Genomic DNA, 14063 nt, shown 5'->3' with positions numbered 1-14063 from the left:
AACACCGAAACGTGCGGTTGCATTACACGCCGACCTATACCTCCTGGCTAAATCAGGTGGAGAACTGGTTCTCGCGCATCCAGCGCGACGTGATTGCGCGAGGTATCTTCACCACGGTAAAGGATCTGGAGCGCAAGCTGATGCGCTATATCCGCGAGCACAACAAGAATCCCAAGCCGATTAAATGGAAGTATGACGATCCATCGCGGCGAATTCGACCAGTGCCATTTCAATGACGCAGTCGACTAGACCGGCAAGCCGGTCTGCATTTTGAGTAAATTTTGAGCCCACTACTGAGCGCGCAATGCCTCGGAAGGCCGCATGCCGAACATGCGCCGGTAGTCGGTAGCAAACTGGCTCAGATGCCAGAATCCCCAGGCAGCCGCAACGTCCTGCACCGAACCAGCCGCGCGCCCGCACAGATCGCGCCGGGCGCCGTTCAGGCGCAGCGCACGCAGGTAAGTTGCGGGCGCCATGCCAAGCACGTCCTGAAAGCAGTACTGGAGCGTGCGCCGGCTCACGTGCAGTTGCTCGCAAAGCTCCGGCACACCGACCGGCCGCGCGCGATGCGCGAGCACGTAGTCGCGCGCCTGCGCAACGATCCAGCGGCGCCGCGATGCGGGCTCGGCAGCGGCATCCCCGCTGCCCGCGCAGGCGTCGAATAGCGCGGCGAGCACTTCCGCTTGCAATGCATTGCGCTCGACGTCCGAAAGCGGTGCGTTCGGCACGTTCTCATGCGCATGGCCGCTATCCTCGAGACACCTCGCGAGCCGCGCGCAAAGGCGCTCAATGCGCGCCGCTCCGGCCTGCACGATAGGCGCGGCCGGGAGACGTTCCTCGAGCGCCGTGCGCTCGACCGAGGTCGCGTAGTGGCGCAGCACGTCGCCGCGCACGACCACGCCGTAGATCGAAAACTGTGCCGGCGTGAGCAGCTCGAACTCGACGTTGCCCGGGCGCAGCGCAAACGCCTGCGCGCCAATGGGCTGCGCGTCGATACGCGCCTCGCCTTCGCGCGCGACCGGTATGCCGAACCACCAGGCGTCGCCGCGCACCTCGCACGCCTGGCGCAGCGTGTGGCTCGTGGTCTCGCGAAAGACCTTCATGGTGTCGAGCGGCAGCTCCGTGAGCGTGCCGACAAAGCGGCCCGCCGCGAGCTGGTCGTAGGTCTGCCGCCAGCCCACGAGGTTGCGCGCCTGTTCGTCGGCATCGTGCGCCACGCTAACTACCGTGCGGGCGCCAGGCGCGTTGCATTGCGCTTGCCCGGCCGTGGCTTCGGTTCGCTCTACCGTTTCGTTCATGATTGCCACCCAGCGCGCGCTTGCTTCGATCGATCGTCGAATGACGCAAGAGTCGCGCCAGCGAGAAAGGTCTGCCGAAAGGGCCATGCCGGACGCCGCGCTGCTCCAAGGCGGCGCAATGGCGGTGAGAGCAGTGCTCAATCCCTGCACAGGCGGCAGCACCGCCGCGGTGCGTCGCCGGCTTCTACGGGTCGGATGCAGCCCCCCGCTAGCGCGCGTGGACCCTCAAGCGGACGTGATCTGCCCAGCCGCCCCGACGCCCGGCAGCGTCGCGTCGCTATCGTCCTTCAGTCCGACGCCAGTCAGCCCAAGCCGCCTCGCATGCGTGAGGAGGTAATGGAGCTTGTGCGCGGCCGCTTCATACGGCAGCCCTTCGGGACGCACGTTCGAGATACAGTTGCGTTGCGCGTCATGGCAGCCCACCTTCGGCGCGTAGGTGAGATAGACGCCGAGGCTGTCTGGCGAGCTAAGCCCGGGCCGCTCGCCGATCAGCATCGCCACGAGTTTCGCGCCCAGCAGCTCGCCGATCTCGTCGCCGAGCGCCACGCGTGCCTGGCGCGCGACCACCACTGGCCCGATGCGCCAGTCCGCAAGGCGCGCGCGCGCCGCGAGGAGCAGCGGTGCGGCCTGCTTCGCGGCGGCGATCGCCGAAAGGCCGTCGCCGATCACGAACACGACTTCGGGCGGCTCATCACGCGCAGCAGTGGCCAAACCCGCCGCTTCGACCAACGCTGCCCGGCTCGCCTCCGACAAGCGCCGCCCCAGGTCTGGCCGGCGCAAATAATGCTGCCGGTCCGGCGCCGCACTTTCCACGCCGAGCGTTGCGAACCCTTCGGCTTCGAGCGTGCGCCGCAAGGCTTCGGCGTCGAGCGGGTGATGGACGGCGTCGCGCGCCTGCGCGTGCGAGAGATTGAAGGCGAGCAGAGGCGCCGTGGGCAAGCCGTTGCCCGCGCGCCCGAGCGCGATGCGCGCGTTCGTGAACGCCTTGAGACCGCTCCACGGGTTCTTTTCGACGGCGTCGCTCATGCGTCGATCCCCATCCATTCGTGTGCGCCCGCAAGCAGCGGCACACGCGCGGAGCCTGGCAGGAGCGCGCCTTTCGCGTCGACGATCTCCATGGTCTCCAGCCACTCCTCGAACTCCGGCGCGCGACGCAGCCCGAGCAGGTCGCGCACGTAGAGCGCGTCGTGAAACGAGGTGCTCTGGTAGTTGAGCATCACGTCGTCAGCGCCCGGAATGCCCATGATGAAGTTGATGCCGGCCGTGCCCAGCAGCGTGAGCAGCGTGTCCATGTCGTCCTGGTCGGCTTCGGCGTGGTTCGTATAGCAGATGTCGCAACCCATCGGCACGCCCAGCAGCTTGCCGCAGAAGTGATCTTCGAGACCCGCGCGTATGATCTGCTTTCCATCGTACAAATATTCAGGGCCGATGAAACCGACCACCGTATTGACGAGAAACGGCTCGAACTTGCGCGCGACCGCATAGGCGCGCACCTCGCAGGTTTGCTGGTCCACGCCGTAGTGCGCGTTCGCCGAGAGCGCGCTGCCCTGCCCCGTCTCGAAGTACATGAGGTTGTTGCCAACCGTGCCGCGCTTGAGCGAGAGCGCCGCCTCGCGCGCCTCTTTCAAAAGCGCCAACGAAATGCCGAAGCTCGCGTTCGCCTTTTCCGTACCCGCGATCGACTGGAACACGAGATCGACAGGCGCGCCCTTTTCGATTGCCGCGATCGTGTTGGTGACGTGCGTGAGCACGCAGGACTGCGTGGGCACGCGGTAGCGCTCGCGAAACCCGTCGATCATCGCGAGCAGCTTCACGATGGCCGCCAGGCTGTCCGTGGCCGGATTGATACCGATCATCGCGTCGCCGCAACCGTACATCAAGCCATCGAGCATCGAGGCGGCGATGCCCTTCACGTCGTCGGTAGGATGGTTCGGCTGCAAGCGCACCGACATGTGGCCCGGCAGTCCCACGGTGTTGCGAAAGCGCGTGACCACGGGGCGCTTCTTCGCCACCGCGATCAGGTCCTGATTGCGCATAAGCTTCGACACCGCCGCAACCATCTCGGGCGTGAGGCCGGGCGCCAGGCGTTCAAGCGTTTCGGTATTTGCCGCGCCGGAAAGCAGCCAATCGCGAAAGTCGCCCACGGTGAGGTGCGCAACGGCCGCGAACGCGGCTGCGTCGTGATCGTCGACGATAAGGCGCGTGACCTCGTCGTCTTCATAAGGCACGAGTGCTTCCGAAAGGAACGCCTTGAGCGGCACCGCGGCGAGCGCCATTTTCGCGGCCACGCGCTCCTCTTCGCTGGCCGCCGCCACGCCCGCGAGCTGGTCGCCGGAACGCAGCGGGCTGGCTTTGGCGAGCAGCGTCTTGAGGTCCGCGAAGCGGTAAGTGCGCGCGCCGATCGTCTCCGTATAGTTCATGCGTTGGACTCCTGCAAAGCTAGAGGCTCACTCCTCGAGCAGCCCCTCGGCTGGCACCACCTCGCGCTGCGTGCGCGTGGCGAGGAAATACGCATAGCCGAGCGCGAGAAACACCACGAACACCCCCGCGACCAGCGCATTGAAATACACCATCGTACCGAGGCAAACGAGCGCGGCCACGAGCGCGAACGCCGGGAAAAACGGGTACAGCGGCGCGCGAAACGGCCGGTCCATGGCCGGCTGCACACGGCGCAGCTTGAAGAGCGCCGCCATGCTGACAATGTACATCACGATCGCGCCGAACACCGACATCGTGACGATGTTGGCCGTGAGCGTCTGCCCGCCGAACTGGATCAGCTCGTCGCTATAGATCGCGGCGATGCCCACCACGCCACCCGCGAGAATCGCGCGATACGGCGTCTTGAAGCGCGGATGGATTTTCGCGAGCCACGCGGGTAGATAGCCTTCGCGGGCCAGCGCGAAGATCTGCCGCGAATAGCCGAGGATGATGCCGTGAAACGAGGCCACGAGACCGAAGAGCCCGAGCCAGACGAGCATGTGCATCCAGCCGCTATGCTCGCCCACGATGAACTTCATGGCTTGCGGCAGCGGGTCGTTGATATTGGCGAGAGTGGTCCAGTCACCCGCGCCGCCCGCGAACACCATCACGCCCACGGCGAGCGCGACGAGCGTGAGAATGCCGGCCACGTAGGCGATGGGAATCGAGCGACGCGGGTTCTTCGCTTCCTCGGCGGCCATGGCCACGCCTTCGATCGCGAGGAAAAACCAGATGGCGAACGGAATCGCGGCGAACATGCCATGAAACGAACCCAGCGAAAAGTGATCGTTACCCGACCAGCCGCCCTTCATGAATTGGGTCCATGCGAAACCCGGCGACACCACGCCCATGAACACGAGCAGTTCGAAGATGGCGAGCACCGTGACGATCAGCTCGAAGGTCGCGGCGATCTGCACGCCCACGATATTGAGCGCCATGAACACGAGATACGCGCCCATGGCCGCGTGTTTGGGCTCGAGCCCGGGGAACTGCACGTGCAGGTACGCGCCGATGGCGAGCGCAATGGCGGGCGGCGCGAACACGAATTCCACGAGCGTGGCCGCACCCGCAAGATACCCGCCGGTCGGGCCGAACGCGCGGCGGGCATAGGCGAAAGGGCCGCCCGCATGCGGAATGGAGGTGGTGAGTTCGGTAAAGCTGAAGATGAACGTGGTGTACATCGCCGCGACGAACAGTGCTGTGACGACGAAGCCGAGCGTGCCGGCACTGGCCCAGCCGTAGCTCCAGCCGAAGTACTCGCCCGATATCACGAGGCCGACTGCGATGCCCCATAACTGCCACGTGCCGAGCGTCTGATTGAGCGCCGGCGCGTCTGCGCCGCCTGCGTTGCCAACTGCAGCGGGGCGTGCGTTCGACTCGCTTTGCATGGTTTTCTCCCTCTGGGTGGCCCGGGCGGCCGGCCCTGGCCGCCACGGTTGAGTGGAACCATGCTATTGAGTCATTAATCGACGTGTTATCGAAAATCGGCAAATCGTGTCTGCGGCGCAGCACACGCCGTTGCGTGCTTCCTTGCACTAGCCTTTCGCGCGTTGCGCCTATAGCAGCGGGTCCATGAGCGCGACCTGTTGCGCGAAGCGCTGCTTGTCCTCGCCCTGCAGGGGGTCGCGATGCGGCAAGTCGACGGTAAGCGGATCCTGCGCGACCTGATCCACGTGCACCTCATAGTGCAGATGCGGACCCGTCGCCCAACCCGTCGCGCCCACGTACCCGATCACCTGCCCTTTGCTCACCGTCTGCCCGACCTTCACATGTTTCGCGAAGCGCGAAAGATGGGCGAAGGTCGTGGAGTAAGGGCCGAAGTTCTCGAGCTTCACGACCTTGCCGTAGCCCGTCTGCCAGCCAGCGAACGTCACGGTGCCGCGCGCGGTCGCGTGAACGGGCGTGCCCACGGGCGCCGCGAGATCGACACCTTCGTGCGGCTGCACGCGACGCGTGACCGGATCGAGCCGTCGCAGCGAGAAATGCGAAGACACGCGCGTGAACTTCACGGGATAGCGCAAGAACGACGGCGCGGCAGCATGACCGTCGGCGGAATAATAGAAAGCCTGGCCCGCGAGGTTCCGGTAGAGAAAGAGATCGTGCGAGACGTTGCCGTTCGAGATGCGGATCGCGACAGGCGTGTCGCCGGAAGACTGGGTGTTTTGTGGTGCGCCGGCATTCGCAGTGCTCACGTCGCTTGAATCTTTTGCTTCGCTCGCGCCATTCGCGCCGTTTGTGTTATTGCGAAACACGAAGCGGATTTCGCTGCCGCGTTGCAAATCGCGCCGGAAGTCGAGCCGGCCCGAGAACGCGCGCGCCAGCCTCGCCGTCGTCGCCGCATCCAACCCGAGACGCTGGGCCGCTTCCGAAAAGCTGTGCTCGACCACGGCGGTCTCCACGCGAAACGCCGGCGCGTTTTCGCTCGAAGGCACCGCACTGGCCGCCGCCCGCGAAGCCGTAGCTTGCGCCGGCGCCGCGGACGCTACCGTCGCCGCGTCGGAAAGCGGATCCTCGGTGGCAACATCTGCGTGTCGATGCGCGAGCCAAGCGGCGCTCGTCAAACCGATTGCGGACACAACGATGAGTTTCCCCGCGAAGCCCGGGGAGGCCGCTATTGCACGAAAAGCCATGAATCAAATGACGGATTGCAGAGCAGAAAAACGCGAGCGAGCGCCGCGCTTCTCGAAGTGGAATCGGAAGTGAGATCGATGGCCGCTTCGTTCAATCGGCGAGCATCGATGATGTGAAGCGCTTCAAAATAAATGGCCTTTCTTAAACGAATCTTAAGAAACCGCAAAGAGCGGAACATTCTTCCGCAGCGGCCCAATCTGGCACCGGGAACGCCGCTTGCTAGAACGCGACGATGCAGAAATGCGTACCTGTACGTCACTTTCTGTCACTTTTAAAAACGGGAAATGCTACCGAAATAATTTCATCCGGATACCTTATTAATTTCCAGAAATGACATATCGAATGCAACCGAGCCTGCAATACGTCAACTCGCGATCGTTCCCCAAAGTAGACGCCCCTAATCGAATGATCTATACTCATCTCGTTTCGATCACAACGAAGTCGTTCTCGTGCGCATTGAGATACAGGGTCCGCGCGAAAGGACCGCTGTGTCGCAAGCGCCGTTCAAATGGGCCTCCGGCCCTCGCGTAGCGGCTCAAAGCCGTCGCATCCATGCCGTCATCAGGCGGCTTCCTGCTCCAGCGCGCATCGATCTGCTCGGTGCCGTCGAGCTGAACATGACTACCAGAAGAACGCGAGAAGCGCGTTCATACAACTGCCGCCACGTAGCCATCGTGCGCGTGCGGACTGGTTTTCGTCCGTTTTTTTCCGTTGTTTTCGTCGGTTCCAATCGCGGCCATGCCGGGATCACGAACTTCCTTCGCGGCGCCTTGAGCATCCTCATGGGCGTCCCCGCTGCGCAGCGTTGCGTCGCGCGGCACAAAACAAGGAGGCGTACCTTCATGACTCGACGCTCTGCCCTGCTCGCGGGCAGCCTGATCGCCCTTGCCGTCATCGCGTGGGCACTCTCACGCGCCATCGGCGCCGATACCTGGCACAGCCACGCAGGCGACCTCGCTTACTACACCGGACGGCACCTGCTGCTCGTCGGCTATTCGATGGCGCTCGCCATCATGGTCGGCGTGCCCGCCGGCGTGCTGCTCAGCCGGCCGCGCCTCGCGCGCCAGGCCGAACGCTTCATGCAGATCTTCAACGTGGGCAACACGATTCCGTCGCTCGCGGTGCTCGCCATTGCGCTCGGCGTGTTCGGCATCGGCGACATTCCCGCGATCGTCGCGCTCTTCCTCGCGTCGCTCCTGCCCATCACGCGCAATACGTATGAGGGCGTGAAGAACGTGCCGGGCGCACTGCGCGAAGCCGCGCGCGGCATCGGCATGACAGGCTGGCAGTCGCTCACGCGCGTGGAATTGCCGGGTGCGCTGCCCATCATCGTGGGCGGCGTGCGCACCGCGCTCGCCATCAACGTGGGCACTGCGCCGCTCGCTTATCTGATCGGCGCGGACAGCCTCGGCTCGCTCATTTTCCCCGGTATCTACCTGAACGATCAGCCCTTGCTGCTGCTCGGCGCGGCGTTCACGGCCGCGCTCGCGCTCGTGCTGGACGGCGTGGTCGCCACCGGCAGCCATCAGTGGCTCTCGCGTCACGGAGGGCTCGCATGATGGTCGCTTCACCCTTCCAATACCTGCGCCGCTTCGTTCAGGTCTGCTTGATCGGCACGGCGTTCTTTGCCGCCGCCACGCCCGCATTCGCGCAGCCCAAGCTCGTATTGGGCGCGAAGAACTTCACCGAGCAATACGTGCTCGCCGAAGTCACCGCGCAATACCTGCGTTCGCGCGGCTATAGCGTGGAGGTGCACTCCGGCCTCGGCAGCACGCTCATGCGCAGCGCGCTGGAGAACGGCCAGTTCGACCTCGTATGGGACTACACGGGCACGGCGGCACTCGTCTACGACAAGCTAACGGAAAAGCTTTCGCCCGAAGCGATGTACGAGCGCGTAAAGGCGCTCGATGCGCCGCGCGGTCTCGTCTGGCTCAACGCGTCGCCGCTCAACGACACTTATGCGCTAGGTCTGCCAAGCAAATTCGCCGAGGAAACGGGCATCACCACGGTCTCGCAGCTCGCGCAAAGGTTGAAGACGGACCCCGACGCGAAGCGCTACGTGTTCGGCATGGACGCCGAGTTCGCGAATCGTCCGGATGGTCTCAAGCCCCTGCTCGCCACCTACGACATGAGCTTCCGCCGCTCGCAGATGAAGCAGATGGACCCCGGCCTCGTCTACACGGCGCTGCATAACAACCAGTTGAAGATCGGCCTCGTCTACACCACCGATGGCCGCGTGAAAGGCTTCGGCATCGTGCCGCTCGAAGACGACAAGCACTTCTTCCCGCCGTACAACGCCACGCCCGTGGTGCGCAAGGAAGTGCTGGAGCGCAATCCCAAGCTGGCCGCGCAGCTCAACGCGCTTTCCGCCGCCCTCAACAACGACGTGATGCAAGACATGAACAAGGCCGTGGATCTCGACGGCAAGTCCGCCCAGCAAGTCGCGGCGGATTTCCTGCGCACGCATTCGCTCCCCTGAAGGAGGCCAGGCCATATGAACGTATTCGACTATCTCGCTTCGAGCTGGCCCGAGCTGCTGCAACTCACGCTCCAGCACCTCTACCTCGTGGGCATCGCCGTAGGCTGCGCGATTATTGCGGGCGTGCCGCTCGGCGTGCTCATCAACCGCCATGACTGGCTCGCGGCGCCGCTGCTAGGACTTGCGACCATCATCCTTACGCTGCCCTCCATTGCGCTGTTCGGCCTGATGATTCCCGTGTTCTCGCGCTTCGGCCAGGGCATAGGCGCGGTGCCCGCCATCACGGCGGTGTTTCTCTACTCGCTGCTGCCCATCATGCGCAACACCTACCTCGCGCTGCGCAACGTGGACGCGGGCATCAGGGAAGCCGGCACCGGTATTGGCATGACGTCGTGGCAGCGGCTGCGTCTCGTCGATTTGCCGCTGGCCGTGCCCGTGATTCTCGCGGGTGTGCGCACCGCGGTCGTGATGAACATTGGCGTGATGACCATTGCCGCCGTGATCGGCGCGGGCGGCCTTGGCACGCTGATCATTCGCGCCATTGGCCAGAGCAGCATGATGAAGCTGCTCGTGGGCGCCGTGCTCGTGAGCGTGCTCGCGATCGTCGCCGACCTGTTGTTGCAGATGCTGCAGCGCGCATTGACACCGAAAGGAGTACAGAAGACATGATCGAACTCGACCAACTCACGAAGACCTTCACCCAGAAAGACGGCCAGGCCGTGCGCGCCGTCGACTCGGTGAGCCTTTCGGTGGCCGAAGGCGAGATCTGCGTGTTCCTCGGCCCCTCGGGCTGCGGCAAGACCACGACGCTCAAGATGATCAACCGGCTGATCGAGCCGACCTCGGGCCGCGTGCTCATCAACGGCGAGGACACCACGGGCCTGAACGAAGTGGATCTACGCCGCCGCATTGGCTATGTGATCCAGCAGATCGGCCTCTTTCCGAACATGACGATCGAGGAGAACATCACGGTCGTGCCGCGCCTGCTCGGCTGGGACAAGAAGCGCTGCGCCGAGCGCGCGGCGGAACTGATGTCGATGGTCGCGCTCGACCCGAAGCTGTATTTGAAGCGTTATCCGCGCGAGCTTTCGGGCGGGCAGCAGCAACGTATCGGCGTGATTCGCGCGCTGGCCGCCGACCCGCCCGTGCTGCTCATGGACGAACCGTTCGGCGCGGTCGATCCGATCAATCGCGAGTCCATCCAGAACGAGTTCTTCCAGATGCAGCGGCAACTGAAGAAGACCGTCATCATGGTGAGCCACGATATCGACGAGGCGATCAAGCTGGGCGACCGCATCGCGGTCTTTCGGCGCGGCAGGCTCGTGCAGTACGACCATCCCGATACCCTGCTCGCGCGCCCGCATGACGACTTCGTCGCGCAGTTCGTGGGCCAGGACAGCACGCTCAAGCGCCTGCTGCTCGTGAAGGCCGGCGACGCGGCCACGCAGCCCGAAACGGCGCGCGCCGAAACGCCGCTCTCGCACGCGTTCGCCACGATGGACGAAAGCGATTCGCGCTACCTCACCGTGCTCGACGACGCGCAGCACGCGCTCGGCTTCGTGGCGCGCCGCGCCGCGCGCGGCGCCGAAGGCGTGTGCGGCGATCGCATCACGCCCTTCCCCGCGACGGTTTCTGTCGACGACAACCTGCGCATCGTGCTCTCGAAGATGTACCAGTTCCGCGCCTCGTGGATGCCGGTGCTCGACGCCGAGGGCGCCTACGTGGGCGAGATCACGCAGGATTCGATCGCAGACTATCTGAGCTCGGGCCGCTCACGGCAGCAGACCGGACAGCCGCCGATCGCTGCGATGCGGCCGGCGGCTGCGACCGTGTGAGCGGCGTGATGCGCTAGAACGTGGTGCGCAATCCGACCATGACACTGCGCCCGCCCTCGGGCGCGATGTCGCGCACGACGGAACTTGCGTAGCGCACGTCCTGATTCGTCAGATTGTCGCCGCGCACGTACGCAAGCCAGTTCGTTGCGCCCACATGGAATTTGTATGTGAGCGCCAGCGCGAGCGTGGTGTAGCCTGCGGTCGGCAAATCGTCTTCAGGTACGCGGTTTTGCGCCCATGCGTGCACGAGTTCGGCGTGCGCGCCAAACGAGCCGTAGCCGTAATCGGCGTTCAGCGTCGCGCGCAACGGCGCGATGCGCGGCAGCGGCGCGCCCGTGTCCACGTTGCGCGCGTGCGTGTAGTCGGCGGCCAAACCAACGTCGAGCCGATGCGCGCCGCGCTCCAGCACGCGCCAGCGCCCTTCCAGTTCCACACCATAGAATTGCGCGGGCGCGCCGCGATAAACGGCCTCGTTGAGCGCATCCGCGGTGCCGGCGGGCACGGGCGTGTCGCCGTCGTCCACGAGGCGGCCGGTGTTGTATTCCGTGAGGTAGTTGCGGAAGCGGCTGTAGAACACGCCCGCGCTCGCCTTGTTCGGGCCGCTCGCGTAGCGCAGCGAAAGATCCGTGGCAATGGCCTTTTCCTTCTGTGCGTCGGGGTTGCCGATCAGGTATTGGCCAGTCGCGTCGTGGGGGCCGTTTGCATAAAGCTCGTAGAACGTCGGCGCGCGCTCGGTGTACGCCAGGTTGCCCACCACCGACCATACCGGCGTGAGCTTGAAGAGCGCACCCGCCGAGAGGCTGCCCGCGTTGAAGTCGCGCGATTGTGCGCCCGCGAACTTCGTGCCGTCTGCGCCCGCCACCGGATCGAGCTTCACGTGTTCGATGCGGCCGCCCAGACTCAGCTTGAGCGCCGGCGTCACGTTCCACTCCTCCAGGCCGAACAGCGCGACGTTGGTGGTTTGCGTAGTCGGCACGAGCGCCTCATCGCCTAGTGCCGAGAAGGTATGCTGGCTCACCTGCACGCCGAAGGCGCCCTCCAGCGGCCCGAGTTTCGCGTGGCGCGCCTCGAGCCGCGCCTCGTAGCCGTGATTGCGGAACGTCGTGCTCGTTTCGCCGTTGTCGATCTCGCGATGTTCGTAGTCCGTATAACCGAAATCGAACTTGAGCTGGCTGATCGGCCCCTGCAGGTTGCGCACTTCGGACGCGAGCGCCACATGATCCTGATGCATGCGCAAGCGCACGTCGTCTTCGGCCACGGAGCCGTAGTTCGCGTCGAAGCCGTTGTACGAGATGCCCGCGTAGCCGTCGGCCCACGTGTAGGAGGAACCGACCGCGCCGCCGTGCCAGCGGCCGTCGCTGTTCGGAATGCTGCCGTAGGGCTCCGCGGCATCGGGGCCGTCCAGCGCGCGTTGCTGCGCCGAGTGCGCGTAGCCGGGAATCCGCTGGTTGCTCGTGTCGTGGTCGAAGGCGTCCACGTGGAAGGCGAAGCCGCCGTTGCCGCCTTCCACCTGCGCCGCGCCTGCGCGCGCGTCGTTCGCGCCGCCGTAGCTCGCGTCCACCGCGCCGGTCACGCCGGAAATCGGCTCGCGCGGAATGCGGTTGTCGATCGTATTCACCACGCCGCCAATCGCATTGCCGCCGTACAGCAGCGCGGCCGGCCCGCGCACGATCTCGACGCGCTCGATTGAGAGCGGATCCTGCGGCACAGCGTGGTCGTACGAGAGCGACGAGGCGTCGAGCGCAGCCACGCCGTTTTGCAGCAGGCGGATGCGGTCGCCGTCCATGCCGCGAATGATCGGACGGCCGACCATGGGGCCGTAGGTCGTCGTCGAAATGCCCGGCAGGCCATTGAGCGTTTCTCCGAGCGAGTTGGCGCGGCGCAGGACGAGCGCGTCACCGTGGAGCGCCGAAGATGGCGCAGTGAGGTCGGTGTTGCCGAGCGGGTTCGCGGTGACGAACACCGGCGCGAGGGTCGCGACGCCCGACTCGGCGTCACCAGCCGCTGCATTGGCAGCGTTCGTTGCCGGCGATTGGGCATGAGCAAGCGCACCGCAGAGCGCGAGCGGCATGGGAGCGAGCGGCAGGACGCGCGCGAAGCGCAGCCCCGCCAGCAGCGCGGACAAGGACGTAAAAGGGTTGGTCGCCACGATGTTTTCTTGTTTGCGTCGTTCGAGTGATGAGCGGCGAACGTCCGGGGCCCAGGGTGGACGTTCGCCGCACGGAGGGTGTGGCTGCAGCTCGACGCGAATGTTACGTTATAACATTACACATTGTGAAGGGAATTTTGACGGATGGCTTTCAGCTCATTGCTGCCACGCACGAGCGGCGTTTCAGCAAACACCCGTCATCGTGCTGTTAAATCCCCCAATTGGAGTCCGAACCATCACCACGCGTACCTGACACCCACGTCGCCCCAGACGCCCCTTTGCTGTCCACTTGCCGAGCTGTTGACCGAGAACTGGTAGCCGAACTGGCCGTATACGCTCATGCGTGTGTCAAGCTTCGCGGTGAAGCCAGCGGCCACGTCCATGCGCGTGGCCTGCTGCGATAGCGGCACCTGATCGACGCCGGAGTACCTTGTCGTGGCCTGGGCGCCCCAGTCTCGCCAGAGATTGGCACGCACATACGGCTGCCACACCTGACCATTCGCGCGCTCGATGGTCCATTGCCCTCGCACGCCCAGCCGCCCGCTCACCCCTGAGGTGGAGCCCGGATCGACCGCGCCGAGCCCGTCATTGGCCTCGTTCAGGCCGACATGCTGCCAGATGATCTGCACCTGCGGCTCCAGAACGAATGCGGGTCCGAGCGGCAACGCGAGCGGGTAACCCGCTTCCAGCGAGGTGAGGATTCCGGAGCCCGAAACCGGCAGCCGCGCGTTCTGCGTCGTCGCATTGCCGTCATAGTAGGTGCCCTGCAGCACCGCATCGACGTACCAGCCGCCGGGACCGTAGTGCGTCCAGTAGGCGCCGCCGGAATACGCATTGAGGTTCAGTGTGCCGGTGCTGGAAGGCACGTACGCGGTTGCGGCCGGATTGGTGACGAGCCCGTTCACGTCCACATCGCTGTTGCCGTACGCGAAGTAGACGCCGGCGGCGTCATGATGGTCCGGCAGGAAGCTGCCGCGCCAGACATCCACGCCTGCCTGGAAGCCGAGCAGGTGACCGTCGGCACTTGCGTTGGTGAAGGTCTGGTAGCGGTTGTCGATCTGCTGGCCGAACAGGCGCACCCAGCCGGAACGGGTCCAGCCTGCGTCACCGGCGCCGCCCTGCGCGTTGGTCAGCGTGTCGCCGATGCGCTCATGCAGCGTGCCCAGCGTGGTGAGACCCAGTTGCCTCGCGAT

At 65.0% G+C, this 14063-nt stretch carries 12 protein-coding genes; 5 read left to right on the top strand and 7 right to left on the bottom strand.

Annotated elements, in window-relative coordinates:
- A partial coding sequence (locus tag M3I54_RS41755; RefSeq protein ID WP_254337968.1) for a transposase occupies window positions 1-236 on the top strand: 236 nt, incomplete at its 5' end.
- 54 nt (window positions 237-290) lie between these two features.
- Here the strand turns inward: M3I54_RS41755 and M3I54_RS41750 are convergent.
- The 5 genes from M3I54_RS41750 to M3I54_RS41730 all read right to left on the bottom strand — a co-directional run bounded on the left by M3I54_RS41750 (window position 291) and on the right by M3I54_RS41730 (window position 6352).
- Window positions 291-1298 (bottom strand): helix-turn-helix domain-containing protein, encoded by a 1008-nt coding sequence (locus M3I54_RS41750; RefSeq protein WP_309249683.1) that lies wholly within the window; start codon window positions 1296-1298, stop codon window positions 291-293.
- Between the two features lie 225 nt (window positions 1299-1523).
- Window positions 1524-2324 (bottom strand): ethanolamine ammonia-lyase subunit EutC, encoded by an 801-nt coding sequence (gene eutC, locus M3I54_RS41745; protein WP_254346037.1) that lies wholly within the window; start codon window positions 2322-2324, stop codon window positions 1524-1526.
- Window positions 2321-3718 carry an ethanolamine ammonia-lyase subunit EutB gene (locus M3I54_RS41740; protein WP_254346035.1) on the bottom strand — a complete coding sequence of 466 codons (1398 nt, stop codon included), beginning with the start codon at window positions 3716-3718 and terminating at the stop codon, window positions 2321-2323. Before M3I54_RS41740 ends, eutC begins: the two co-directional genes overlap by 4 nt.
- Before the next feature lie 27 nt (window positions 3719-3745).
- Window positions 3746-5164: an ethanolamine permease gene (eat, locus tag M3I54_RS41735; protein ID WP_254346032.1), complete on the bottom strand. Its 1419-nt coding sequence runs from the start codon at window positions 5162-5164 to the stop codon at window positions 3746-3748.
- A 168-nt stretch (window positions 5165-5332) separates the two neighbouring features.
- Window positions 5333-6352 (bottom strand): M23 family metallopeptidase, encoded by a 1020-nt coding sequence (locus M3I54_RS41730; RefSeq protein WP_254346030.1) that lies wholly within the window; start codon window positions 6350-6352, stop codon window positions 5333-5335.
- A gap of 897 nt (window positions 6353-7249) precedes the next feature.
- On the opposite strand from M3I54_RS41730, the gene M3I54_RS41725 reads away from it, so the two are divergent.
- From M3I54_RS41725 to M3I54_RS41710, 4 genes are read left to right on the top strand one after another with little or no spacing between them, the layout of a single operon-like run.
- Entirely contained in the window at window positions 7250-7966 is a 717-nt protein-coding gene (locus M3I54_RS41725; protein ID WP_254346028.1) for an ABC transporter permease, read from the top strand.
- On the top strand, window positions 7966-8886 hold the full coding sequence (locus M3I54_RS41720) for a glycine betaine ABC transporter substrate-binding protein (RefSeq protein WP_375542310.1): 921 nt from the start codon (window positions 7966-7968) through the stop codon (window positions 8884-8886). The genes M3I54_RS41725 and M3I54_RS41720 overlap by 1 nt, the downstream gene beginning before the upstream one ends.
- A gap of 15 nt (window positions 8887-8901) precedes the next feature.
- Complete coding sequence (locus M3I54_RS41715) at window positions 8902-9555, top strand: ABC transporter permease (protein WP_254346024.1); 654 nt, start codon at window positions 8902-8904, stop codon at window positions 9553-9555.
- Window positions 9552-10721, top strand: a complete 1170-nt coding sequence (locus M3I54_RS41710; RefSeq protein ID WP_254346022.1) for a betaine/proline/choline family ABC transporter ATP-binding protein — start codon at window positions 9552-9554, stop codon at window positions 10719-10721. Before M3I54_RS41715 ends, M3I54_RS41710 begins: the two co-directional genes overlap by 4 nt.
- Before the next feature lie 13 nt (window positions 10722-10734).
- Here the strand turns inward: M3I54_RS41710 and M3I54_RS41705 are convergent, their stop codons facing one another.
- Both M3I54_RS41705 and M3I54_RS41700 read right to left on the bottom strand, forming a co-directional pair.
- Window positions 10735-12792, bottom strand: a complete 2058-nt coding sequence (locus tag M3I54_RS41705) for a TonB-dependent receptor (protein ID WP_254346039.1) — start codon at window positions 12790-12792, stop codon at window positions 10735-10737.
- Between the two features lie 314 nt (window positions 12793-13106).
- The coding region (locus M3I54_RS41700) for an autotransporter domain-containing protein (protein WP_254346020.1) at window positions 13107-14063 on the bottom strand (957 nt) is incomplete at its 5' end.

Source organism: Paraburkholderia sp. CNPSo 3274, assembly GCF_024206475.1.
Lineage (GTDB): Bacteria > Pseudomonadota > Gammaproteobacteria > Burkholderiales > Burkholderiaceae > Paraburkholderia.
This window is presented reverse-complemented; position numbering and strand designations above follow the sequence as displayed.